General features: G+C 64.9%; 22 protein-coding genes. 9 read left to right on the forward strand and 13 right to left on the reverse strand.

Translation table 11 applies throughout. The features are described 5' to 3' along the window. Positions 1-368 precede the first annotated feature (368 nt). The 4 genes from G7Z99_RS15070 to G7Z99_RS15085 all read right to left on the reverse strand — a co-directional run bounded on the left by G7Z99_RS15070 (position 369) and on the right by G7Z99_RS15085 (position 2,341). The gene (locus G7Z99_RS15070; protein ID WP_181095128.1) at positions 369-839 is read right to left on the reverse strand and encodes an inhibitor of vertebrate lysozyme family protein; all 471 of its coding nucleotides are present in this window, start codon (positions 837-839) and stop codon (positions 369-371) included. Between the two features lie 5 nt (positions 840-844). Continuing rightward, positions 845-1,006, reverse strand: coding sequence for a DUF1328 domain-containing protein (locus G7Z99_RS15075; protein WP_023532363.1), 162 nt, complete (start codon positions 1,004-1,006; stop codon positions 845-847). 42 nt (positions 1,007-1,048) lie between these two features. Beyond that, positions 1,049-1,333, reverse strand: a complete 285-nt coding sequence (locus G7Z99_RS15080; RefSeq protein WP_181095130.1) for a hypothetical protein — start codon at positions 1,331-1,333, stop codon at positions 1,049-1,051. A 174-nt stretch (positions 1,334-1,507) separates the two neighbouring features. Then, complete coding sequence (locus G7Z99_RS15085) at positions 1,508-2,341, reverse strand: BON domain-containing protein (protein ID WP_181095132.1); 834 nt, start codon at positions 2,339-2,341, stop codon at positions 1,508-1,510. 215 nt (positions 2,342-2,556) lie between these two features. Between G7Z99_RS15085 and algB the strand changes: the two genes are divergently transcribed. Continuing rightward, positions 2,557-3,903, forward strand: coding sequence for a sigma-54-dependent response regulator transcription factor AlgB (gene algB, locus G7Z99_RS15090; protein WP_181095134.1), 1,347 nt, complete (start codon positions 2,557-2,559; stop codon positions 3,901-3,903). Continuing rightward, positions 3,900-5,678 carry a KinB sensor domain-containing domain gene (locus tag G7Z99_RS15095; protein WP_181095136.1) on the forward strand — a complete coding sequence of 593 codons (1,779 nt, stop codon included), beginning with the start codon at positions 3,900-3,902 and terminating at the stop codon, positions 5,676-5,678. The genes algB and G7Z99_RS15095 overlap by 4 nt, the downstream gene beginning before the upstream one ends. 18 nt (positions 5,679-5,696) lie before the next feature. Here G7Z99_RS15095 and G7Z99_RS15100 read toward each other — a convergent pair whose 3' ends face one another. From G7Z99_RS15100 to G7Z99_RS15125, 6 genes are all read right to left on the reverse strand, one after another. After that, complete coding sequence (locus G7Z99_RS15100; protein ID WP_181095138.1) at positions 5,697-7,304, reverse strand: EAL domain-containing protein; 1,608 nt, start codon at positions 7,302-7,304, stop codon at positions 5,697-5,699. A 69-nt stretch (positions 7,305-7,373) separates the two neighbouring features. Further along, positions 7,374-8,150 (reverse strand): N-acetylmuramoyl-L-alanine amidase, encoded by a 777-nt coding sequence (locus G7Z99_RS15105; RefSeq protein WP_181095140.1) that lies wholly within the window; start codon positions 8,148-8,150, stop codon positions 7,374-7,376. 116 nt (positions 8,151-8,266) lie between these two features. Then, complete coding sequence (locus G7Z99_RS15110) at positions 8,267-10,201, reverse strand: GGDEF domain-containing protein (RefSeq protein WP_181095142.1); 1,935 nt, start codon at positions 10,199-10,201, stop codon at positions 8,267-8,269. Between the two features lie 28 nt (positions 10,202-10,229). Further along, complete coding sequence (locus G7Z99_RS15115) at positions 10,230-11,084, reverse strand: endonuclease/exonuclease/phosphatase family protein (protein WP_181095144.1); 855 nt, start codon at positions 11,082-11,084, stop codon at positions 10,230-10,232. Positions 11,085-11,095: 11 nt separating this feature from the next. Beyond that, positions 11,096-11,728: a thiol:disulfide interchange protein DsbA gene (dsbA, locus tag G7Z99_RS15120; RefSeq protein WP_181095146.1), complete on the reverse strand. Its 633-nt coding sequence runs from the start codon at positions 11,726-11,728 to the stop codon at positions 11,096-11,098. A 224-nt stretch (positions 11,729-11,952) separates the two neighbouring features. Beyond that, positions 11,953-12,555 (reverse strand): c-type cytochrome, encoded by a 603-nt coding sequence (locus G7Z99_RS15125; protein ID WP_181095227.1) that lies wholly within the window; start codon positions 12,553-12,555, stop codon positions 11,953-11,955. A gap of 270 nt (positions 12,556-12,825) precedes the next feature. Here G7Z99_RS15125 and yihA point away from each other — a divergent pair, with 270 nt between their 5' ends. After that, positions 12,826-13,461 (forward strand): ribosome biogenesis GTP-binding protein YihA/YsxC, encoded by a 636-nt coding sequence (gene yihA, locus G7Z99_RS15130; protein ID WP_060395464.1) that lies wholly within the window; start codon positions 12,826-12,828, stop codon positions 13,459-13,461. 330 nt (positions 13,462-13,791) lie between these two features. On the opposite strand, the gene polA is transcribed toward yihA, so the two are convergent. After that, positions 13,792-16,557, reverse strand: coding sequence for a DNA polymerase I (gene polA, locus G7Z99_RS15135; RefSeq protein ID WP_181095148.1), 2,766 nt, complete (start codon positions 16,555-16,557; stop codon positions 13,792-13,794). A 75-nt stretch (positions 16,558-16,632) separates the two neighbouring features. Between polA and G7Z99_RS15140 the strand changes: the two genes are divergently transcribed. Further along, a complete protein-coding gene (locus tag G7Z99_RS15140) occupies positions 16,633-16,920 on the forward strand; it encodes a DUF2782 domain-containing protein (protein WP_181095150.1) in 288 nt (95 codons plus the stop codon). A 66-nt stretch (positions 16,921-16,986) separates the two neighbouring features. After that, positions 16,987-17,937, forward strand: a complete 951-nt coding sequence (locus G7Z99_RS15145) for a homoserine kinase (protein ID WP_181095152.1) — start codon at positions 16,987-16,989, stop codon at positions 17,935-17,937. Between the two features lie 276 nt (positions 17,938-18,213). Here the strand turns inward: G7Z99_RS15145 and znuA are convergent, their stop codons facing one another. Continuing rightward, on the reverse strand, positions 18,214-19,164 hold the full coding sequence (gene znuA, locus G7Z99_RS15150) for a zinc ABC transporter substrate-binding protein ZnuA (RefSeq protein WP_181095154.1): 951 nt from the start codon (positions 19,162-19,164) through the stop codon (positions 18,214-18,216). Between the two features lie 67 nt (positions 19,165-19,231). Between znuA and G7Z99_RS15155 the strand changes: the two genes are divergently transcribed. The 4 genes from G7Z99_RS15155 (at position 19,232) to G7Z99_RS15170 (ending at position 22,100) form a co-directional block, all read left to right on the forward strand. Beyond that, positions 19,232-19,717, forward strand: coding sequence for a Fur family transcriptional regulator (locus G7Z99_RS15155; protein WP_181095156.1), 486 nt, complete (start codon positions 19,232-19,234; stop codon positions 19,715-19,717). Further along, positions 19,714-20,487: a zinc ABC transporter ATP-binding protein ZnuC gene (gene znuC / locus G7Z99_RS15160; protein WP_181095158.1), complete on the forward strand. Its 774-nt coding sequence runs from the start codon at positions 19,714-19,716 to the stop codon at positions 20,485-20,487. The genes G7Z99_RS15155 and znuC overlap by 4 nt, the downstream gene beginning before the upstream one ends. Beyond that, positions 20,480-21,262 carry a zinc ABC transporter permease subunit ZnuB gene (znuB, locus tag G7Z99_RS15165; RefSeq protein ID WP_181095160.1) on the forward strand — a complete coding sequence of 261 codons (783 nt, stop codon included), beginning with the start codon at positions 20,480-20,482 and terminating at the stop codon, positions 21,260-21,262. Before znuC ends, znuB begins: the two co-directional genes overlap by 8 nt. Before the next feature lie 124 nt (positions 21,263-21,386). Next, complete coding sequence (locus G7Z99_RS15170) at positions 21,387-22,100, forward strand: PA5502 family lipoprotein (protein WP_181095162.1); 714 nt, start codon at positions 21,387-21,389, stop codon at positions 22,098-22,100. Positions 22,101-22,498: 398 nt separating this feature from the next. On the opposite strand, the gene katE is transcribed toward G7Z99_RS15170, so the two are convergent. After that, entirely contained in the window at positions 22,499-24,643 is a 2,145-nt protein-coding gene (gene katE, locus G7Z99_RS15175) for a catalase HPII (RefSeq protein WP_181095164.1), read from the reverse strand. Positions 24,644-24,823 lie beyond the last annotated feature (180 nt).

Consider the following 24,823-nt stretch of genomic DNA (forward strand, 5'->3'; position numbering starts at 1 on the left):
CGATTGGCGTGTTCGACAATCCGAATACAGAAAGGCGAAAGCAGCCGTCTGAAGGAGAGGGCATAAAAAAGTGGATGTACGGTGGTGCGGACAGGAGGGGTGATCGATGATCGAAGTGGCGCTTCGGAAGCCAGACCGATCGGCGTCAAATGGCATGATGCCGATCGGTCTGATGCTTCCGATGCCGCTTCGCCTGACCCGGCCCCATGACAGGAGGCACTCCCTGTACCCCTAGGCCACTCTGACACCCGTGGTCAAAGCAGCCCGGCCCCTTGGTCATGCGCTGCGCCCTCATCGGGACAGCGCACCATAGAAGCTGCGATCCTGAAAAGGTTCAGCTTCCGTTGATGACTGGACGCAACCGGTGATCAGTACCAGGCCGGATCGCGTTTCAACTGCTCCTGGAGCAGCTGCTTCATGCCGTCGTCCGGGTCGCCCAGCCAGGTATAGGTGGCGTGGCGGGTTGGCGACTTGTCCTGTGGCAGGCCTTCGGGCACTTCGACCAGCATCCCGTAGGCATCATCCTTGTCCCAGCTGAACGCCACGATCAACCGCTTGTAGGTGCAGTTGCCCTCGGATTCGCAGACCGGGCCGACCAGGTACTTGTCCCCATCCTCGGTGACCGCTGACATTTGCTGGGGCGAGCTGCCACTGAGGTTGATGACCCAGTCGGGCAGACGCTCCTGCTTGCGGACGACCTTGGCCCAGGTCTCACGGTACTCCTGATCCGAGCCAAGCAGCTGGTTGGCCCGGACTTGGCCATCATTGGCCGCCATGACCGCGCTGCTGCCGCCCAGGACGAGGGCAGCAGCCAAGGCTCGGCAAAGCAATGCCTTCATTGCGACTATCTCCTGCCACGGCCGAAGAAGAACGACGCCACGAACAGCACCAGGAACACGATGAAGAGAATCTTCGCGATACCCGTAGCGGCGCCAGCGATACCACCGAAGCCCAGGACGGCCGCGACGATGGCGATGATCAGGAAGGTAATGGCCCAGCTCAGCATGATGTATCTCCTTATTTACGCTTTGTGAATCCTGAGGCTGGATCAGAAGACCCAACTGTCTTGGTGAACGACACTATCGGTGGTTGCAGAAGACGCCTGCGAGACGGGCAGATGCTCCGGTGCGCTGACCGGCATGCTTGCCCGAGTGGCCTGGATGTGCGCGATCAGTGCGGTTTGCGCCGCGACTTGATCGGCCATACGGGCCGACTGCCAGGTGTGGTACAGCTGACCGATCAACAGGGTGACCATCAACGCGAACGTGACGAGCAGTACCTGGCGCAGGGGCAGGGAGAGAGTCGTTTCGCGGTGAGTGGTCTGGGCGTTCATGCCGGTGCTCCTGTTGTACGTATTCTGCGGTTCGTGCAGATAACAGTGCAGTCAGCATGCCAGTCTTGAATTGACTTAAAAATCCTTATAAATCAATGATTTAAATAATAGGTAAATGACCGTGTAGGACGTATCCTGCACGATCATCGAAATAGTTCCGTGCGATTTGCACGATCAGCCTTCGACCTTGGTCGCCACCTTGAGCAGATCGGGGTCTACGCCCCGCACACCGAGGATCTGGCGAGCGATCTCGACGGCGATCGACTTCTGCTGGGCGCTCACGACCTCGCCAGACAGGCGCACCATGCCCTCTGCGCTGGCCACTTTGATCTTCAACACGTCCAGGTTGCGGCTAAAGCGGAAGCTTTCCTGGATCTTGTCGACGATCCATTCATCGTTCGGCTGAGCCTGCTTGGAGGCTTGGGCAGGCGTGGCGCGCGCCTCGGCCATGGCCACGCTGTCCAGGCTGATCAGGTTGTTCACCAGGTACACGCCCTCGGTGCTGCGCGCCAGGACACCGGCCAGGGCTTTGGCCTCTGGGTTATCGACCTTGCCACGCAGCGTCACGACGCCATCCTGGGCCTGCACCTCGACTGCGGCTTGCTGCGTCAACGTGCTCCAGGCCAGTCGGGAACGCACGATGGCGGTCAGCGTGGCGTCTTCCAGACGCTGGGCGTAGGCCTTCAGCCCCAATGGCTGCTCGACCAGTTGCGGGTTCACGTGCAGCTGGTTGTCCACCTGCTCGATGCCTCGCGTGGCCTGTGCCACGTCCTGCGCCAGCTGGCGCTGCACATCGTTCTCCACATCGCCCGTCAGCGTTGCGGCCTGACCATCGACATGGGCCTTGATGGCGAACGTATTGAGCACACGGTTGAGCGACAACGCTGTCTGTACGGCACCCTCCAGCCGTGCATCCTGAGCGGTCTCGGCCTGGGCCGCCGGGAGCAGCCAGGCCTGGCCCAGCAGGCAGAGTCCGATCCAGGCAGCGTTTCGGTGAACGGTCGACATGTCTCATCTCCTTCAAGGCATTTAAGGCATTAGGAAAAGCGGTTCGCAATGACCATGCCAGTCCTTATTCGAAAGAAAACTCATATAATTCAATGAGTTAACCCATGCGACATAAAGCAGCTAGCATGCATTCAGCAAAATCAATCAGAATTGACCATGCAACTTGCCCGATTTTTCCGACACTAACCGAGATAATTCCCAAAGGAGCGTAGGAAATGGAGTCAGCCCAAGACAGTCAGGGCCGTATTCTGCTTGTGGATGATGAGTCAGCCATCCTGCGGACCTTCCGTTATTGCCTGGAAGACGAGGGCTATAGTGTAGCGACGGCCAACAGCGCCGCCCAAGCCGACACGCTGCTGCAACGTCAAGTCTTCGACCTGTGCTTCCTGGACTTGCGCCTGGGCGAGGACAATGGCCTGGACGTACTGGCCCAGATGCGCATCCAGGCCCCCTGGATGCGGGTGGTGATCGTCACCGCCCATTCGGCCATCGACACCGCCGTGGATGCGATCCAGGCCGGCGCGGCCGATTACCTGGTCAAGCCCTGCAGCCCGGACCAACTGCGTCTGGCCACCGCCAAGCAGCTGGAAGTGCGTCAGCTGTCGGCACGCCTGGAAGCGCTGGAAGGCGAAGTGCGCAAGCCCAAGGATGGCCTGGATTCCCACAGCCCGGCGATGATGGCCGTGCTCGAGACCGCGCGTCAGGTGGCCACCACCGATGCCAACATTCTCATCCTGGGCGAGTCCGGGACCGGCAAGGGCGAACTGGCCCGGGCCATCCATGGCTGGAGCAAGCGGGCACGCAAGGCCTGCGTCACCATCAATTGCCCGTCCCTGACCGCCGAACTGATGGAAAGCGAACTGTTCGGCCACAGCCGTGGCGCCTTCACCGGTGCCAGCGAGAGCACCTTGGGCCGGGTGAATCAGGCCGACGGCGGCACCTTGTTCCTCGACGAGATCGGCGACTTCCCGCTGACGCTGCAGCCCAAGCTGCTGCGTTTCATTCAGGACAAGGAATACGAGCGCGTCGGCGACCCGGTGACGCGTCGTGCCGATGTGCGGATCCTGGCGGCGACCAACCTGAACCTCGAGGAGATGGTGCGCGAAGGCAAGTTCCGCGAGGACTTGCTGTACCGCCTGAACGTCATCACCTTGCACCTGCCGCCCCTGCGCGAGCGTAGCGAAGACATCCTGACCCTGGCCGATCGTTTCCTGGCGCGCTTCGTCAAGGAATACTCGCGTCCGGCCCGCGGCTTCACCGAAGAAGCCCGTACAGCGCTGCTCAACTATCGCTGGCCAGGCAACATCCGCGAGCTGCGCAACGTGATCGAACGCGCCAGCATCATTTGTGGCCAGGAGCGGGTAGAGATCGCCCACCTGGGTATGGGCGAGCAGCCCGCAGGCAACGCACCGCGCGTCGGCGCCTCCATGAGCCTGGACGAGCTGGAACGGGCTCACATCGGCGCCGTGCTGGCCACCAGTGACACGCTGGAGCAGGCCGCGCGTACCCTGGGGATCGATGCCTCCACCCTGTACCGCAAACGCAAGCAGTACCACTTATGAAATGGGCAATGAAGCTGCGTACGCGGCTCTTTCTCAGCATTTCCGCGCTGGTGAGCGTGGCGTTGCTGGGCTTGTTGCTCGGGCTGGTGAGCGTCCTCCAGATGGCCTCGATGCAGCAGGAGCAGGTGCGCGAGACCACGCAATCGCTCGCGCTGGGCTTGAAGCTGCGGCAGAACCTCGGGGACCAGCTGGCCCTGATCCTGAAAGCCGACTCTGACCGCGAACGCCTGTCGGACCTGCAGAACGAATTCCAGACCGTACTGGACGACAGCGCCGACCTGGCCAGCGCCAAGGCCGGCTTCGGCAAGACACGCACGACCTACCAGCGCTTCCTGCAGGCCTACCGCGAGTCTGCGCAACCGTGGCGCGACATGAGCCCCGAGGCCCCTCTGGGCGCAGCATTCAATGCCATTCGGACTGACCTGATCGATGCGCACCAACGCGCTCTGGCCTACATCGACCAAAGTGGCGAACAGGCCCGCGACCGTGCGTTCCTGGTCGGCGGCCTCCTGGGCATCATGGGGCTGGCCGTCCTGGTACTGGGCTTCATCACCGCGCACAACATGGCGCGCCGGTTCGGCCAACCGATCGAGGCGCTGGCCAAGGCCGCCGACCAGGTGGGCGAGGGTAACTTCGACGTCACCCTGCCGGTGACCCAGGGCCAGGAACTCGGCCTGCTGACCAAGCGCTTCGGGCTCATGGCCGATGCCTTGCGCAAACACCAGGCGACCAACGTCGACGAGCTGCTGGCCGGGCAACAACGCTTGCAGGCCGTGCTCGACAGCATCGACGACGGCCTGCTGATCATCGACCGTCAGGGGCGACTGGAACACCTCAACCCCGTCGGCCAGCGCCAGCTCGGCTGGGACAACAGCCGGGTCGGCGTCAGCCTGGCCGAAGCGCTGCAGCGGCCTGAACTCGAGCAGCAGCTGCGTCAGGTATTGCGCGGTGGCAGCCTCGACCGTCCGCCCGAAGACCTGAGCCTGGAGGTCGACGATGAATCGCGCCTGCTGACCTACAGCCTCACGCCCGTCAGCCACCCCCAGGGGCCGATCCTGGGCGCGGTCATGGTCCTGCACGACGTCACCGAGCAGCGCGCCTTCGAGCGGGTGCGCAGCGAGTTCGTGCTACGTGCATCCCATGAGCTGCGCACGCCGATCACCGGCATGCACATGGCCTTCGGCCTGCTGCGCGAACGGTTGAAATTCCCGGCCGAGGCACGCGAGAACGATTTGCTCGACACCATCGGCGAGGAAATGCAGCGCCTGACCCAGCTGATCAATGACCTGCTGAACTTCTCGCGCTACCAGAGCGGCCTGCAGAAACTCGAGCTGGCCCCGTGCATGGTCGAGGACCTGCTCGAGCGCGCCATGGATCGATTCGCGGTCCAGGCCCAGGCCAAGCACATCGAACTGGTCCAGGAACTGGAGCACCCTTTGCCACGCCTTCAGGCAGACGTCGCCCAGCTCGACCGCGTTCTGGACAACCTGTTGCACAACGCCATCCGTCACACCGCCCAGGGTGGTCGCATCTGCTTGCAGGCGCGGCGCCATGCCGAACGCGTGATCATCAGCGTGGAGGACAATGGCGAGGGTATCGCCTATGGGCAGCAGGGACGCATCTTCGAGCCGTTCGTCCAGGTCGGCCGCAAGAAAGGCGGGGCAGGGCTCGGCCTGGCCCTGTGCAAGGAAATCGTCCAGCTGCACGGCGGCCGCATGGGGGTTTTCTCCCGACCCGGCCAAGGCACCCAGTTCTACATGGCATTGCCGGCATAGCCATCGGTCGCGACACGGTCAGCGCAGGGTCAGCGTCCGGCGCTGGCCATCGCTGACCATCTGGATGAACTGGCGGGCCGTCAGGGGCCGGGCAAACAGCCACCCCTGACCATACTCCACGCCTTCGCTGCTGAGCAGCTCGGCCTGATCCTCGTATTCGACCCCCTCGGCGATGACTTGCAACTGCAGAGCATGGGCCATGCGTACGATGTGAGGCGCCACGCCACTGCTGGCGGCGTCATGACCCAGCGCATCGATGAAGGCCTTGTCGATCTTCAGGCAATCGACCGGCAAGGTCTGCAGGTAGGCCAGGCTGCAATAGCCTGTACCGAAGTCGTCGATCAACACCTTGTGGCCCATGCTGCGCAAGGCCTGAAGGTGGTCACGCGCTACGTCCACGTCCACCAGGCCACGCTCGGTCACCTCGAAGGCGATCTGCCGTGCAGCGACGCGATGCAGGGCCAGCAACCGGGTCGCTACCTCTCCGATGCGCGGCGCCGTGACGTCGCAGGCCGCCAGGTTGATCGAGATGTACAACTGTGCGTGCGTGCGCAGCAAGGCGCCCAGCTGCTCGAGCACGCGTTGCAGCACGAAATCGGTCAACGGTCGGATCTGCCCGGTGTCTTCGGCCAGGGGGATGAACAGGTCCGGGCTGGTCAGGGAGCCATCGGGACGACGCCAGCGCACCAAGGCCTCGGCGCCCACGCATCGGCGACTGGCCAGCGTGAAGATGGGCTGGTAGAGCACCTGCAGCTCCCCCCGGCGCAGGGCGCCTTGCAACTCGGCGCTCATCGAGCGGCGCTGCAACGCCAGCTGCCAGACCAGCCAGCCGATGCAGCAGGCGGCCAGCAGACTGCCGGCCACCACCAGCCAGAGCAGCCTGCCCAGCTCCAGCGGCGCGGAAGTGCGCGGCACGATGAGCGCCAGCTGGTACTCGGGCGACTTGGTCGGCATGCGGTAGATGAGGCGATCTGGCAGCTCGATCAGGGCCTGCGTCGAGGTCTCGGGCCATTGGGCGCGTGGCGGCCAGGGCTGCACAGGCCCCAGGACCGGAATCGCCCGCGCCCCGTGGTCGAGCAGCACCAGCACGCTGCCGCCCGCCGGCAGGTCGACGACGTCGGTCAGGTGCCCGCGAGAGGTCGATACCAGAAAGCGTCCGCGTCCCAGCATCAGGACCGCCAGGTTGTCATCGGGCTCGGTGGAGGTGTTGAGCCAGATGCTGTAGACCGGCCCATCGATGTCCGGTGCCCGCAACGGCACCTCCCAACGGGCGCCTTCGCGTATCGAGCACACGGTGGCGCCGTCGACGTAGGCGGCTTCGTAGACGAAGCGGTAACGAAAACCTACCTGACGCAGGGCCGCCAGCATCGCATCGTCGCAACGCCTCGACGGGAGCGACTGCAACTGGTCCACACCTTGGCGCAACTGCCCGAACACTTGCTCGAGACGCTCCAGGAAGCGCTCGCCCCGGGCGTTCATCGAGGCGATCTCCTGTTGTTTCACCTGGTGCATGGCCAGGGTCAGGCTGATCGCCAGCAGCAAGCTTGCACTGAATACGGTCGCGACCACGGCCAACAGCCGAGGTCGCTGCAACAGGTAGGCAAAAACAGGAGCGAGGGCTGACATCCGCGGTATCCGGTCGAGTGTCCATGATCAGGGCAACTGTCCGGCAAGTCAGTCTCTCGAAAGAGCGCTTCAATGCATGCTGTTCAGCACTTGCAGGATAGCTGCGGTTTGCGCATCCGCCACGCCATCGTAACGCTGGGGCCGGAAGTGCATCTGGAAGGCCGTGAGCGTCGTGCGGGTGGCCGGGTCCCAGACGCCGGTCGGCTCGATGGCGTAGCCGGCACGTGCCAGCTGTTGCTGATACCAGCCGATGCTCGGTGGGTTCGCGGCATAGTAGGCCTGCTGCCGGGCCACGGCAGTGGCGTCCGGCCAGAGTCCCAGGCCGGCCTCGGCCAACCGCTGCCAGGGGAACAGCGGGCCTGGGTCCTGCTTGCGCCCCGGGGCGATGTCGCTGTGGCCAATGATGTTGCGCGGCGAGATGCCGTGACGCTTGACGATGTCCTTGACCAGGGCGATCACCGCCTGCACCTGGGCCTCGCTGTAGGGGTACCAACGGCGACCGGTAGGGGTGTCGGTGAAGCCTGGGTTGACGATCTCGATCCCGATCGAGCTGGCGTTCAACCAGGTCCGCCCCTGCCATTGGCTTTCCCCGGCATGCCAGGCCCGGCGGTTTTCGTCCACCAATTGATAGACCGTGCCTGCGCCATCGCCGATCAGGTAATGGCTGCTGACCTCGCCATGCGTCAGCAACGCCAGCGAACGCTCCAGCGAAGCATTGGTGTAATGCAGGATGACGAACTGAACGCGGCTGTCCTGGTTGGCCGAGACATGACTGCGGTCGATGCGCAACCCCGAGGAGCACCCCGCGAGCAACAGCAACAGGGCGGCGAGCAAGCATTTTTTCATAGGACGGACACGCGCATCGGGTCAGGAAGATCGCGCCAGTATAACGAGCTGACCGGCCAACGCACGTGGCGCGCGACAGGGCGCGCCTGCTCGACAGGAACACATCCGGCAGGCCTTCAATGATCGGTTTCGACCCGGTTGCGCCCTTGGGCCTTGGCCCGGTACAACGCCTGGTCGGCCCGCTTGAGCACCGCCTCGGCCTGATCGCCGGCCCGGAAGGCACTCACGCCGATCGAGACGCTCACGGTCACCCGCTCGCCCTTGAAATGGAACGGGCAGGCTTCCACGGCGGCACGCAAGTCGTCGCTCGACGCGCGACCGGCCGCCAGCGGGCTACCCGGCAGCAGCAGCACGAACTCCTCGCCTCCGAAGCGCGCGATGAAATCTCGGCCCTTCAGGCGTGTGCGCAGTACATGGGTGACGATCTTCAGGACCTTGTCGCCGGCCAGGTGCCCATAGCTGTCATTGATCCGCTTGAAGTGGTCCAGGTCGAGGATCGCCAGGCACAGGGGCTCACCGGATACCTGCCAGGTCTGTACCTCGTGCTCGAGGCGCTCGCTCCAGGCCGCCCGGTTGGGCAGCCCGGTGAGCGGGTCGATCAGGGCTTTCTGGCGTTGCTCTTCGAGGTGGCCGCGCACGTCCAGCGCTTCCTGCTCCATCGCCGCCACGCGTTCGGCCAACCCTTGCAAACGACCGGCCAGCGCCTGTTCGCGCTGATCCCGCGTGCGGCAGTGTTCGTCCAGCGTGGTCAGCAGGCCTTCCAGGCGGTTGTCCAGGATCGAGCGCAGACTCGCCAGGTCAGCCACGTCCTGGACACTGCTCTGCAGGCCGCCGACCTGCGCGCGCAGTTGGTGATCGAGTTGACGCGAGGCCGAGCGTTGGTCGGCATGGCCACTGCTGGCATCCTGCAGATGGCTCTGAAAGCTCTCCAGGCGCCCGTTGAGCTGCTGCAGATAAGCCTCGAACTCATGCTGCCCGCTGTCGTTGATCGCCAGCATCAGCACGGCCAGGTCGTCCAGCACGGGGATCAGCTCGTACCAGTTCAGGCCACCGGCGACCCGTTCGCGCATGGCCAGCGCCTGGGTCTTGTGTCGCTCTGGCAATGTAAGATCGTCGAGCAGGCCGAGTAGCGTCTGCTCGATGTGCGCCGCCACGCTGCTGTAAGGAGGCTCTACGGCATAGGGCAGGGCATAGGGACCGTCGTCCAGCGATTCGTCCAATGCGCCGTCGTCGTCGATCGACGATGGCTGCGCCGAGGGCAGGACGGGTGGTGGAGTCGCGATCGAGGCAGGCGGTGCGGACAGGGCCTCCGGCAGCGCGGACACAGCGGGTGTGTCGTCTGTCACAGGCGGCACGAGCACAGGCCGCACGTCGCTCGTCACAGGCGGCGCCAACACGGGTGTGTCTGCAGGCGGCGGGTCGATCGGGGCAGGTACCGCGTCAGGTACAGGCGACGGTGCAGGTAACGGTTCAGGCGCGGGTACTGGCACTACCGGAGCGACAGGCGCGGTGGCCGGTGCATCGGCGTCACGAGACCCGAACAGCCGTTGCAGCAGGCCAGGCCCCGTGGGCGGCGCCTCTGCACGCAAGGCCTGCAGGGCCCGCCCTTGCAGGTTGCTCAGTTCGCTCAGCAGCAGGGGCATCTCCCGGGCTTGACCGACGCGCTCATCGAGTTGCTTGGCGAACTTCTTCAGCGGCTTGCCGACGTCGCTAGGCAAGGGCAGGTGCTGCAGTTGCTGCACCAGGGCCGAGAGGGCCGTGCTGACCTGACCCAGGCGCGTCTCACGGCGCTGCTCGGAATCGAGCACGGCCTTTTCCAGGCGAGGAATGAGCCCGGCGAGCGCGGCGTCGAGGTTGTCGCCGCGAATGACCTCGCGCATCTCCTTCATGCACGCATCGACCGCCTTGTCGCTGCCTTCGGCCGCCAGCGTGCTGCGCACCAGGCCGCGGCGCAGCAGGTCGAGACGCGCCTCCCAACGCCGTTCGAGCGCTTCCTGCTGCTCGAGGCTCTCCAGGTATTTGTCTTTCCAGCGCTGGGCGTCGTCGGTCATGCCTGGATCCGCATCGGGGTGGGGGCTGTCAGCTCACGACCGGCAGCGTATCCAGAGTCAATGCGTCAGGCAAACGAATCTCCACCGCCACCGGCAAGTGGTCGGAAATGGGTTGAGACAGGACCTCGACCCGTTCCAGCGTCAGGGTCGGGCTGAGCAGGATATGGTCCAGGCAGCGCTGGGGTCGCCAGCTGGGGAACGTGGCCTCGACCTGTGGTGCGATCAGCCCCAGATCACGCAGGGGCGAGTGCTCGAGCAGGTCATTGGCGTGGGTGTTCATGTCCCCCATGAGCACCTGATGACGATAGCCACCGATCAGCTCGCGGATGTAGGCCAGCTGCAGGGCGCGGGTCTTGGCTCCCAGGGCCAGGTGCATCATGACCACCACCAGCGCATCCGCGCCCTCGCCGAAGCGCACCAGAATCGCACCGCGACCGGCCGGCCCGGGCAACGGATGGTCTTCGAGCGCATGGGGCCTGAGGCGGCTCAACACGCCATTGCTGTGTTGGGCGAAACGCCCGAGGTTGCGGTTGAGCTGCTGGTACCAGTAGGGGAAGGCACCGAGGTGCGCCAGGTGCTCCACCTGATTGACGTAGCCCGAGCGCAGGCTGCCTCCGTCGACCTCCTGCAAGGCGACCAGGTCGAAGTCGCCGATCAGCGCGCCGATCTTCTGCAGGTTGCCGGCACGACCGGTGTGCGGCAGCAGGTGCTGCCAGCTGCGGGTCAGGTAGTGCCGGTAGCGTTCGGTACTGATCCCTACCTGGATGTTGAAGCTCAGCAGCCTGAGCCGCCCATCGGCGGGCAACTGGGCGCCTTGCAGATGGGCTGGGTTGACCTGCGGCTGATGCAGGCCGACGCCTCGCGTGGTCTTCAAGCGGGCCATGGTCAGCGCCGCTACTTGGCGGCGCGCTCCTTGGCGATCAGCTGGTCGGCGACCTGCAGGACGCCTTCAGGCCCACCGGCGGTGCCGAGGTCGAAGCGGTACTTGCCATCGACGACCATGCTCGGCACGCCCGTGATCTCGTACTTCTTCGCCAGCTCCTTGGCCTGGTTGACCTGGCCCTTGATGGCGAAGGAGTTGAAGGTGGCCAGGAACTTGTCCTTGTCCACGCCCTGGGTCGCCAGGAACTCGGCCATTTCGTCAGGCTTGGTCAGGCGCTTGCGCTGGTTCTGGATGGCATCGAACACCGCAGCGTGGACCTTCGCCTCCACCCCCATGGCTTCGAGGGTCAGGAACATCTGCCCGTGGGCGTCCCAGGGACCGCCGAACATGGCGGGTACGCGCTTGAAGACGACGTCCTTGGGCAGTTTTTCGACCCAGGGGTTGAGGGTCGGCTCGAAGTGGTAGCAATGCGGGCAGCCGTACCAGAACAGTTCGACGACCTCGATCTTGCCAGGTACCGAGACAGGAACCGGATTGCTCAGCTCGATGTATTGCTCGCCGGCGACAGGCTCCGCGGCCTGGACGGCGGCTACTCCGAAAGCGCTGGCGGCGACCAGCGCGGCGCTGAGAAACAGTTTACGCATGCTTTGCTCCTGAGGCAGTCATTGGCCGCTTGGCGACCTTGCTGAATAGTCTGAGACCCATGGTAAGAGGTCGAGTTCTCGAGTGTAACGTTTACGGTCATGAAAAAGGGTGAACGATGCCGGGGGCGACCGGAGAACCGCAGGGGCTGGAACGCTCGCCTGAGCGCCGTCGGGCAACGGCCCCCTTGTTAACCCGGCCCCATTAACCTTGTGTTAACGGCGGCTCACTGCAAGCCCTGGATGTAGCTGGACAGGGCCTCGCTGTCTGCCTCGCTCAGCCGCTGGGCAATGGTGCGCATGATGGCGGCATCGCCTTCGTCCGTGCGCTGGCCTTCACGAAATGCCCGCAGCTGCTTGCTCACGTAGGCGGCATGCTGGCCGGCCACTCGAGGAAAGCCTGCCGAGGGCAGCCCTGCACCATCGGGCGCATGGCAACCGATGCAGGCGGGCAGGCCCGTGCCCGGATCGCCCCCGTTGAACAGCGCACGGCCACGCTCGACCAGGACGGGATCGGCAACGCCTGTGGTCGGCGTCTGGCTGGCGTACCAGGCAGCGAGGTCGGCCAGGTCCTGATCGCTCGAGGAGGCCAGCAGGCCGGTCATTTCCGGCACGGGCCGCACCCCCGTGCGGATGTCGTGAAGCTGCTCGAGCAGGTAGCGCTCGCCTTGGCCTGCGAGCTTGGGAAAGATCGGCACCAGGCTGTTGCCATCAGGGTTGTGGCACGCACCGCACACGGCGCTCTTGGCCTGCCCCGCTGCCGCCACCCCGCGCAGCGGCTCGGCCTGGAGGGTGCCCTGGCCACACAGCATCAGCAGCAGGCCTGCCATCAGGCGCACGGGCTTGCGCAGGCGCGCCTGGCCAAGGCATGACGTGGCGTGACGCGGGCCCGCTTGGTCTGGGGAATCGTGCAATGCCTTGGAATCCTGTGTAGCCTGCGCGAACGGCAGCTCGTTGTCGCCGCCCCCGCGGCCTGGCGCGCGCGGCTAGTGTCGGTGCAACGCGCACACGAAAACCGCCTCACTATATACTTCCGGCATTCAAACGGAAACGCACCGCTTGCCGCGCCCAGGCCCGGCAACGCCCCTATCGGAAAACCCATGCACGTCAAGAATCCCATCCTCGGTCTCTGCCAGCAGGCTCGTTTCGCCATCAGCGCTGCCAAGGTCGAGCAGTGCCCCGACGACCAGGGCTACGAAGTCGCCTTCGCCGGCCGCTCGAACGCCGGCAAGTCCAGCGCCCTGAACACGTTGACCCACGCCAACCTGGCGCGTACGTCCAAGACGCCGGGGCGCACCCAGTTGCTGAACTTCTTCGCCCTGGACGACGAGCGCCGCCTGGTCGACCTGCCCGGTTATGGCTACGCCAAGGTGCCGATTCCCCTCAAGCAGCACTGGCAGCGCCACCTGGAAGCCTACCTGGGCAGCCGCGAGTGCCTGCGTGGCGTGATCCTGATGATGGACGTGCGCCATCCGATGACCGACTTCGACAAGATGATGCTCGACTGGGCCAAGGCCAGTCAGATGCCGATGCACATCCTGCTGACCAAGGCCGACAAGCTCACCTTCGGCGCCGCGAAGAACACGCTGCTCAAGGTACAGGCGGAGATCCGCAAGGGCTGGGGCCAGGGCGTGACCATCCAGCTGTTTTCGGCGCCCAAGCGCCAGGGGCTGGAAGAGGCCTACGGCGTCCTGGCTGGCTGGATGGAACTGGAAGACAAGCCAGCGGCCGAATAACCCGCTGCGCCTGCCGAGCCGTCGTGGGTGGGTCGATGACTGGCCCGGATCGCCGGACGGCAGGCAAAAAAAACCCCGGACTTCATGGGGGAGGGGGAAGTTCGGGGTCCAAGTTCGGACCGCTAGGGCGGGGTCCGAATATCTGCCAACACTTAACACAACATAGGAGCATCGAACGGCTTGCTCAGCCATTCAGGGACTCTGAGTCGCGTTTCACCCCTTAAGTTCCCCTGCCTGTGAAAATGCTTTTCATCCGCGCGTTCATGCCCACCCCCACGGGACCACGCGCCCGGCCCTGACACGATCGCCAGGCACCGGGCACACGTGATGTCAGTGTGCTTCGTCCCAGTTGGAGCCGGTACCGACCTCCACCAGCAACGGCACGTCGAGCTGCGCGGCGCCACTCATGTGGACACGGATTTCCCGGCTGACCTGTTCGACCAGGTCCTCGCGCACCTCCAGCACCAGTTCGTCGTGCACCTGGAGAATGACGCGCGCGTCCAGCCCGCTGTCTTCCAGCCAGTGGTCCACCGCGACCATGGCGCGCTTGATGATGTCGGCCGCGGTGCCCTGCATGGGCGCGTTGATCGCGGTGCGTTCGGCGCCCTTGCGCAGCGAAGGGTTCTTGGCATTGATGTCCGGCAGGTACAGGCGACGGCCGAAGAGGGTCTCGACGAAGCCTTGCTCGGCGGCCTGCTTGCGGGTGCGGTCCATGTAGGCCAGCACACCTGGGTAGCGCGTGAAATAACGGTCGATGTAGTCCTGGGATTGCTTGCGATCGACACCGATCTGACGTGCCAGGCCGAACGAACTCATGCCATAGATCAGCCCGAAGTTGATCGCCTTGGCGCTGCGCCGCTGATCGTGGGTCACCTGCTCGAGTTCGACGCCGAACACCTCGGCCGCCGTGGCACGGTGCACGTCCAGGTCATTGCGAAACGCATGCAGCAGCCCTTCGTCCTTGGCCAGGTGCGCCATGATGCGCAACTCGATCTGCGAATAGTCGGCGGCCAGAAGACGGTAGCCCGGGCTGGCGACGAACGCCTGGCGGATACGGCGGCCCTCGGCGGTCCGGATGGGAATGTTCTGCAGGTTCGGATCGCTCGACGACAATCGCCCGGTCGCGGCCACGGCCTGGTGGTACGAGGTGTGGATACGCTGGGTACGTGGGTTGATCTGCTCGGGCAGGCGATCGGTGTAGGTGCTCTTGAGCTTGCTCAAGGTACGGTACTGCGTCAGGACCTTGGGCAGCGGGTAGTTCTGCTCGGCCAGTTCGGTCAGCACCGCCTCGGCCGTGGAGGCCTGCCCCTTGGCGGTCTTGCTCAGCACCGGCATGCCGAGCTTTTCGTAGAGAATCGCCCCCAGCTGCTTGGGTGAGCCGAGGTTGAACGTCTCGCCGGCGAGGTCGAAGGCTTCGCGCTCCAGCTCGGCCATCTTCAGGCCCAGCTCCTGACTCTGCACCGCCAGCGGCGCAGGGTCGACCAGCGCGCCCTGGCGTTCGATCTTGGCCAGCACCTGCACCAGGGGCATCTCGATGTCCATCAGCACCGGCTCCAGGCTCGGCGTCTTCGCCATCCGCGTCTGGAAGACCTGGTGCAGGCGCAGGGTGATGTCGGCGTCTTCCGCGGCATAGGGCCCGGCCTTGTCCAGCGGGATCTGGTTGAAGGTCAGCTGTTTGGCGCCACGGCCGGCGATGTCTTCGAAGGCGATGGTCTTGTGGCCCAGGTACTTGAGCGCCAGGCTGTCCATGTCGTGCCGGGTGGCCGTGGAGTCCAGCACGTACGATTCGAGCATGGTGTCGTAGGCGACGCCGCGCAGCTGGATACCCTGCGCCGGGTCACCGCCCAGTGCGCAGTTGGCGAGGATGTTGATGTCGTACTTGGCGTTCTGCGCGACCTTGGCCTTGGCCGGGTCTTCCAGCAAAGGCTGGAGCGCGCGCAGGACCGTGTCACGGTCGAGCTGGGCCGGGGCGTCGGGGTAGTCATGGGTCAGCGGCACATAGGCCGCCTCGTGCGGCTCGACCGCGAACGACACGCCCACCAGTCGCGCCTGTTGGGCGTCCACGCTGGTGGTCTCGGTGTCGAAGGCGAACAGCGGGGCCTGGCGCAGTTTTTCCAGCCAGGCGTCGAAGCGTGCCTGGTCGAGCACGGTCTCGTAGTTCGGCTCGACCAGGGCCTGCGGCGCTTCGGCAGGCTCCAGCGCCGTGCCGGCCTGCGCGGCTTCACGCTGCAGATCGGCGATCCAGCCCTTGAACTCCATCTCGGTGTACAGCGCCAGCAACGCGTCGCGGTCAGGCTCGACGCACACCAGCGCATCGACCTCGATGTCCAGCGGCACGTCGATCTTGATGGTCGCCAGTTCGTAGGACATGAACGCCGCGTCGCGGTGCTCCTCGAGTTTGGCAGGCAACCCCTTGGCGCCACGGATGGGCAGCGCGGGCACCTTGTCGAGGTTGTCGTAGAGATCACGCAGCCCACCGCCGATACCGGTCAACAGGCCCACGGCCGTTTTTTCGCCCACCCCCGGCACGCCTGGGATGTTGTCGACCTTGTCGCCCATCAGCGCCAGGAAATCGATGATGTGCTCGGGGCCGACGCCGAACTTCTCGCGCACGCCGTCGATGTCGAGCACGCTGCCGGTCATGGTGTTGACCAGGGTGATGTGGCCATCGACCAGTTGTGCCATGTCCTTGTCGCCGGTCGAGATGATCACCGGGCGACCCGCTGCGGCACTGCTGCGCGCCAGGGTGCCGATCACGTCGTCGGCCTCCACGCCCTCCACGCACAACAAGGGATAGCCCGAGGCACGCACGCTGGCGTGCAGGGGCTCGACCTGCAGGCGCAGGTCGTCCGGCATCTTCGGCCGATTGGCCTTGTACTCGGCGAACAGGGTGTCGCGGAACGTACCGCCTTTGGCGTCGAAGACCACGGCGAACAGGCTGTCCGGGTACTGCCGGCGCAGGCTCTTGAGCATGTTCAGCACGCCCTTGACCGCACCGGTGGGCAGGCCCTTGGAGGTGGTCAGCGGTGGCAGCGCGTGGAAGGCCCGGTACAGATAGGACGAACCGTCCACCAGGACGAGAGGGGGTAGGCTCATGAGCAGAATCAACCTTTTCGACGGGTCCGGCGCTAGAATGGCCAGAATCATTGACAACAAAGGGACAAGGTTATCATGCGCTCATTCAATCGCCTGTTATTGCTCGGTCTGCTGGTCACCCTGCCAGTCGTCGCCCAGGCGGCGGACGATGCGCCCTCGGCCGACCCCGAGGTGACCATTCGCACGGAAGGCGACCGCACCATCCAGGAGTACCGGGAGAACGGTTTCCTGTACGCCATCAAGGTCACGCCCAAGCATGGCAAGCCCTATTTCCTGGTACGCGCCGACGGCACCGACGCCAACTTCATCCGCTCCGACCAACCCGACATGCTGATCCCCGCCTGGAAGATCTTCGAGTGGTAAAGTGAGGCGCTTTCACATCAACTCGGCGCCGTCGAACAGAGGCGCCCCCATGAGCTTTCTTTCATCATGTCCGTCTTCACGCCCCTGACCCGGCCGCAACTGGAAACCTTCCTGGCACCCTATGGCCTGGGCCGCCTGCTCGATTTCCAGGGCATCGCCGCCGGTACCGAGAACAGCAATTTCTTCATCAGCCTGGAACAGGGGGAGTTCGTGCTGACGCTGGTCGAGCGCGGCCCGGTCGAGGACCTGCCGTTCTTCATCGACCTGCTGGACGTGCTGCACGAAGCCGACATGCCGGTGCCCTATGCCTTGCGCGACGGTGCCGGCAACGCGTTGCGCGAGGTCGCTGGCAAACCGGCGCTGCTGCAGCCGCGCCTGTGCGGCAAGCACATCAAGACGCCCAACACCCAGCATTGCGCCCAGGTGGGCACGCTGCTGGCGCACATCCACCTCGCTACCCGCGAGCGCATGCTCGAACGCAAGACCGATCGGGGACTGGCCTGGATGCTCGAAGCCGGTGCCGACCTGCTGCCGCGCCTGGACGCCGGTCAGCGTCGGTTGCTGCAGGCCACGCTCGACGAGATCGTCGCGCATCGCGCGCAGATCCTCGCCTTGCCCCAGGCCAACCTGCATGCCGACCTGTTCCGCGACAACGTGATGTTCGAGGGGACTCACCTGACGGGTGTGATCGACTTCTACAACGCCTGTTCCGGGCCGATGCTGTATGACATTGCCATCACCTTGAACGATTGGTGCTGCACGGCGGATGGCCGCCTCGACCTGCCACGCGCTCAGGGCCTGCTCGGTGCCTATGCGGCCCTGCGGCCCTTCACCGCCGCAGAGGCCGAACTGTGGCCCGTCATGCTGCGCGTGGCCTGCGTACGGTTCTGGCTGTCACGCCTGATCGCGGCCGAGTCATTCGCCGGCATGGACGTGATGATCCACGACCCGTCGGAGTTCGAGGTGCGCCTGGCGCAACGGCAAGAGGTCGTGGTGAGGTTGCCATTCGCGCTGTAAGACATCGCTCACGCCGATGCAGGCGATGACGGGTCGGACGTCATCGCGGGCAAGCCCGCTCCCACAAGCTGCTTGCGCAGCCATGCCTACACTGGCGGCTGCAGAGATCTGGGTGGGAGCTGGCTTGCCAGCGATAGGGCCCTGTCAGGCGCCGGATCGGCTGCGATGAGGTCCGCAGAGCCCGTCCAGGCAGTCGCCTCTCGCTGTCAGCCAATTTGATGGATCAGTCGCACCAGCTTACGGCTTGAAGGGCGCGACTCTCTGCTTCCCACTCTTTCAAAGCGATTCCAGGCATCCCGCCAGCCCGGTCCCCAGGTTCTCCAGCAGTCGCTCGTAGCCCATGGCATCCACCGGGTCGGTGCCACCGAGCGCATCGAGCTCCGCCAGGCGCACCGGCAGGCCTGCCGTCAGGGTCTCGGCCAGGCGAGGGCGCATGGGCGGCTCGCTGAACACGCAGGTCTTGCCTACCGCTTGCAGACGCTGGCGCATCGCAGCCACGTGTTGAGCACCGGGTTGGACCTCCGAAGCCACGCTGAACACGCCCGTGTGCTTGAGGCCGTAAGCCGCCTCGAAATAGTCGAATGCTTCGTGGAAGACGAAGTACGGCTTGTCGGCCACCTTCGCCACACGGGCCTGGATGCGGCGATCCAGCGCGTCCAGGCGTTCGACGAACGCCGCCAGGTTCGCCTGGTAGCGTGCCGCATGGGCAGGGTCGACCTGCGCCAGGTCGGCAGCCATCTTCGCGGCGATCACGCGTGCATTGGCGGACGAGAGCCACAGGTGAGCATCCAGGCTGCCCGGCCGGTGGTCATGGTCGTGTTCGTCGTGGCCGTGTGCAGCATCATGGTCATGCCCATCATGATCGCCCTCGTGCGAATGGCTGTCCTCCCCGAAATGGCGCAGCGTCAGGCCAGGCAGTGACTGCACGGCGACAGTGGTCTTGCTGCGGCTGTCCAGTACCCGTGGCAGAAAGCCCTCCATGTCAGGGCCGATCCAGTACAGCAGGTCGGCCTCGCCCACCCGGCGCATGTCCGAAGGACGCAACGCATAGTGATGGGGAGACGCACCCGGCGGCAGCAGCACATCGGGTGTACCCACCCCGTCCTGTACGGCGGCGGCGATCTGCTGCAAGGGCTTGATGCTTGTCAGGACGCGTACGTCGGCTTGAGCGTTCAGGGCCGTGAACGACCCGAGGAAAGCGACGAAGAGAACCAGTAATCGGGACATGGTGCATACTCGAAAGGGCCAAAAACGGGTAACATAATAACGTCTCTGCCTGGAATCGTCGCTCCCCATGTCCATCACGCCGCTGGCCCATCGTCCCCACGACCACTCCCACTGCGTCCATAGCGCGCTGTCCGAAGCCGATGCCATCTGCACACGCCAAGGCCTGCGGTTGACCGCGCTGCGCCGCCGTGTGCTGGAGCTGGTCTGGCAGAGCCACAAGCCGTTGGGCGCCTATGACATCCTCGCAGTGCTGAGCGAACAGGATGGTCGTCGTGCAGCGCCGCCAACGGTCTACCGCGCCTTGGACTTCCTGCTGGACAATGGCCTGGTGCACCGCATCGCCTCGCTCAATGCCTTCATCGGCTGCAGCCATCCGGAACATCCCCACCAGGGCCAGTTCCTGATCTGCCGGATGTGCCACATCGCCCTGGAGCTGGAGCAGGAAAGCATCAGCGGCGCCATCGTCAGCAGCGCCAAGGCCGTGGGGTTCACGGTCGAAGGGCAGACGGTGGAAGTGGTCGGCGTCTGCGCCAGTTGTCGGAGCGCAGCATGAGCGAGGCGCTCATCCGTCTCGACCAGGTCGGTGTCACGTTCGCAGGCGAGGTGGTGCTCGACGCCATCGACCTGAGCGTCGCGCCGGGTCAGATCGTCACCTTGATCGGCCCCAATGGCGCTGGCAAGACCACCTTGGTGCGCAGCGTGCTCGGCCTGCTCAAGCCGCACCGCGGCACGGTCTGGCGCCGGCCACGCCTGCGCGTGGGCTACATGCCGCAAAAGATCCAGGTAGACCCGACACTGCCGCTGTCGGTGCTGCGCTTCCTGCGCCTGGTACCGGGTGTGGACCGGGCCGCCGCGCTGGAGGCCTTGCGCGAGGTCGGGGCTCAACAGACCATCGACAGCCCGATCCAGACGGTGTCCGGCGGTGAAATGCAGCGTGTGCTGCTGGCCCGGGCGCTGCTGCGCAAGCCGGAACTGCTGGTGCTCGACGAGCCGGTACAGGGCGTCGATGTGGCCGGTCAATCCGAGCTGTACAGCCTGATCACCCGGCTGCGTGATCGCCATGGCTGCGGCGTGCTGATGGTCTCCCATGACCTGCACCTGGTGATGAGCACGACCGATCAGGTGGTCTGCCTGAACCGGCACGTCTGTTGTTCGGGCCATCCCGAGCAGGTCAGCGGCGACCCGGCCTTCGTCGAGCTGTTCGGCCATCACGCGCCCAGCCTGGCCGTCTACCACCATCACCACGACCACAGCCATGACCTGCATGGTTCGGTCATCACGCCTGCGCCCCACGTTCATGGAGATCATTGCAAGCATGGCTGATTTTCTACTGTATGCCCTGCTTGCCGGGCTGGCCCTGGCCGTGGTGGCCGGCCCGCTGGGTTCGTTCGTGGTCTGGCGGCGCATGGCCTATTTCGGCGACACCTTGTCCCATGCCGCGCTGCTCGGCGTGGCGCTGGGCTTCGCGCTGGACGTCAGCCCTACGCTGGCGGTGACCATCGGTTGCCTGCTGCTGGCACTGGCCCTGGTCACCTTGCAGCAGCGCCAGCCGCTGGCGTCCGATACGCTGCTGGGCATCCTGGCCCCCAGCACGCTGTCGCTGGGCCTGGTCACCCTGAGCCTCATGCACGATGTGCGCATCGACCTGATGGCTTACCTGTTCGGCGATCTGCTGGCCATCAGCCCGACCGACCTGGGCTGGATCCTGGGTGGCAGTGCGCTGGTACTGGCGCTGCTGGTCGCGCTGTGGCGTCCGTTGCTGGCCGTCACGGTGCACGAGGAACTGGCCAGGGTCGAAGGGCTGCCGGTCGCCGGGTTGCGCCTGGCCCTGATGCTGCTGATCGCGGTGGTGATCGCGGTGGCCATGAAGATCGTCGGTGTGCTGCTGATCACCTCGCTGCTGATCATTCCGGCCGCCACGGCGCAGCGCCATGCCCGTTCGCCCGAGCAGATGGCCTTTGGGGCCAGTGTGCTGGGCATCGTCGCGGTCTGTGGCGGGCTGGCGATGTCCTGGTTCAAGGACACCCCGGCCGGGCCGTCGATCGTGGTCTGTGCGGCAGTGCTATTCTTGGTGAGCCTGGCCCTGCCCAAGCGATGAATAGGGTGCGCGCGGCGCACCCTGCAACCTTTCGTCCGCGCCTGTGTCAACAAGACCTGTTCCCGAGCGTGTGTACCTGGGTGTAGACTTGCTCGCTTTTTTGCGCAATCAGAGAGTCGCAGGAATGAAGCCGTTCGCTACCCGTTATCTGCTCCTTGCCGTCTTTTCCCTGCTACTGGCGGCGTGTTCCCATGCGCCGGTCGAGCCTGCGTCCGCACCACCGCAGGCGGATCCCTGGCAGCAACTGCAGGACAGCATCACCCGCAACGAGCTGGCCACGGCGGAAGACCAGTTGAGCACCCTGCAAGCGCAGGCGGCCGATGACGAACGCCTGGAGTCCTTCCAACGGCAACTGGCCGAAGCCTACCTGCAACGCAGCCAGATCGTCCTGCAGAAGGGCGACGTCAACGCGGCCGCCACGGCCCTGGCCCGTGCGCGCACGTTGATGCCGCAGGCGCCGGCGCTGACCGGCGGTACCAACGGTGCCCTGGTGCATGCACGCAAGGCCGAGCTGGAAAAGGCCGAAGCCGCCTTGAAGGCCGCCGAATCCAAGCCCCAGGCCCGGGTGATCGACCCGACCGCCCCCAGTACTGTGATCGCGCTGGAAACCACCGACATCCAGGCCATGCGCCGCCAGCTCGATGCGATCGCTGCCGACGTGGTGAATTACCAGTGCGAAGTGGTGTTCCAGGTGCCGCGCAAGCAGGATGCACCTTGGCTCAAGACCTTGCTGCGCAAGCGCGTGGCGCAGATCGACCCTGACTTTGCACTGCGTCAGCGGCACGAAATTCAGCGTGCGTTGCCGGCGCAGGTGGTGTTGGTACCGCACCAGCAGTAAGGACGCCTGAACGGGCCCTATCGCTGGCAAGCCAGCTCCCACCAGGGCCAGTACAACCTGCCAGAAAGCACAGGCTACACACCCTCCTGTGGGAGCAGGCTTGCCCGCAATGCAGGCGGCGCCTGAACGGGCCCTGTCGCTGGCAAGCCCACCAAAGCCATTACAGCCCGCCAGAAAGCACAGGCTACACACCCTCCTGTGGGAGCGGGCTTGCCCGCAATGCAGGCGACGCTTGAACGGGCCCTGTCGCTGGCAAGCCCACCCCCCACCAGAACCAGTACAGCCTGCCAATCAACGAACGCGCTCCTCACAAACGAACAATGGCCGCCCGAAGGCGGCCACTGCACGAATACCCTGTCGAAGCGCCGAACCGCTCAACGCGATCGGCGCTTCGTCGGTTACGCTGGGATGGCTTCGGCTGCCGCCTCACGCGCCCAGACGCGGTGCTCCAGCAGCACCTTGACGAATGCATCCACGGTTTTCTGGTCGTCGCCCAGCAACAGGCCCTTGTCCTGCTGCAGACCCAGGCTGTCGAGCAGATCCTTGGCGCCGCTGGCCAGCCCCATCGGCTTGAGGTGCTTGTATGCCTCCAGCAGGTAGTGCTTGGCCAGACCGCTACCCGCCAGGGCCTTGATCGCCGCATCACCGGCCGGCACCCACAGGCCGTCGATCATCACCGACGGCATGCCTTCCATCGACGCATCCACCGGCAGCTGTTTGCCTTCGGCCGTCTTCACCGGCGCCGAGGAGGGGCCGAGCAACAGCACACGGGCGCTCTGGGCCTCGAAAGCCTTGACCAGGCGATCGACGCTGGCGCCTTCCACGCCATTGGCCACCAGGATGCCGATCTTGCGGCCCTTGATGCCGACGGAGCCGGGGTGGTTCATCTGGCTCAGGGCCGGCGAGGTGGTCAGGCTCGGTTGCTTGACGTCCACGGTGCCTTGGGTCGGCGCCGGCAGACCCAGGTTCTCGGCCACGGCAGCGGCCAGGTCGAGGTCGATGTTGGCGAGGATCTCGTTGACCTGACGTGCACGGATGTATTCGCGCTCCACCTTGCCCAGTTCGAAGCTGTAGGCCTTGATGATGTGCTGCTGCTCGTTCGGGCTCATGCTCTTGTAGAACAGGCGCGCCTGGGAGAAGTGGTCGCTGAACGAGTCGCTGCGCTCGCGGACCTTGCGTGCGTCGATGCGCTCCTGGTACGTCTCGAAGCCACCGTCGCGTGCGGCCGGCGGGGTTTCCTTCGGCCAGCCGCCGTCGATCGAGTTCGGCTCGTAGGCCGCACGGCCCTTGTCGATGGTCATGCGGTGCATGCCGTCGCGCTGGCCATTGTGGTTGGGCGAGACCGGGCGGTTGATCGGGATCTCGTGGAAGTTCGGGCCGCCCAGGCGGCTGATCTGGGTATCGGTGTAGGAGAACAGACGCCCTTGCAGCAGCGGGTCGTTGGTGAAGTCGATACCAGGCACGATGTGGCCGGGGCAGAAGGCGATCTGCTCGATCTCGGCGAAGAAGTTGTCCGGGTTGCGGTTGAGCACCATCTTGCCCAGGGGCGTTACCGGTACCAGCTCTTCAGGGATGATCTTGGTCGGGTCCAGCAGGTCGAAGTCGAACTTGTGCTCGTCGGCTTCCGGCACGATCTGCACGCCCAGCTCCCACTCGGGGTAATCGCCCGTCTCGATCGCTTCCCACAGGTCGCGGCGGTGGTAGTCGGTGTCCTTGCCGGCCAGCTTCTGGGCTTCGTCCCACAGCACCGAATGCACGCCCTGCTTGGGCTTCCAGTGGAACTTGACGAAGGTGGCCACGCCGTCGGCGTTGATCAGGCGGAAGGTGTGCACGCCGAAGCCTTCCATCATCCGCAGGCTACGCGGAATGGCGCGGTCGGACATGGCCCAGACGACCATGTGGGCCGACTCCGGCACCAGCGAGACGAAGTCCCAGAACGTGTCGTGGGCCGAGCCCCCGGTCGGGATCTCGTTGTGCGGTTCGGGTTTGACCGCGTGCACGAAGTCCGGGAACTTCAGCGCGTCCTGGATGAAAAACACCGGCATGTTGTTGCCGACCAGGTCGAAGTTGCCTTCGTCGGTGTAGAACTTGACGGCGAAGCCACGCACGTCGCGCACGGTGTCGCCGGAACCACGCGGCCCCTGCACGGTGGAGAAACGCACGAAGACCGGCGTAGTCTTCTCGGGGTCTTGCAGGAAGCCGGCCTTGGTCAGCTCGGCATGGTTACCGTAGCTCTGGAAGTAGCCGTGGGCGCCGGTGCCACGGGCATGGACGATACGCTCCGGGATCCGCTCGTGGTCGAAGTGGGTGATCTTCTCGCGCATGATGAAGTCTTCGAGCAGCGACGGCCCGCGCGCACCGGCCTTGAGCGTGTTCTGGTTGTCGGAGACCTTCACGCCCTGGTTGGTACGCAGTGCCTGGCCAGTGGCATCGCTACGGAACGCTTCGAGCGTCTGCAGTTTCTCATTGGTGTTGGCACGATCCGGCGTCTGTGTGCCGGCGAGCTCGCTGTGCTTGGGTGTATCCGTGTGCTTACTGGCCATTTTCGGCTCTCCCCATCGGTATTCAGGCCGCCCATTCGGACGTTGTCCAGCTAGTGACTGATGGGGCCGGGCAAGCGTTCCGTCGGACATGCCAACCGTCGCGTGATGCCCACGCCTGGGGTTCAGCCTCAAATAAATGCTAAGACCGTCTGACGGAAAAGGCTAAAATGCGCCACCCGG

The sequence above is a fragment of the Pseudomonas entomophila genome, from assembly GCF_013523165.1.
Taxonomy (GTDB): Bacteria; Pseudomonadota; Gammaproteobacteria; order Pseudomonadales; family Pseudomonadaceae; genus Aquipseudomonas; species Aquipseudomonas entomophila_A.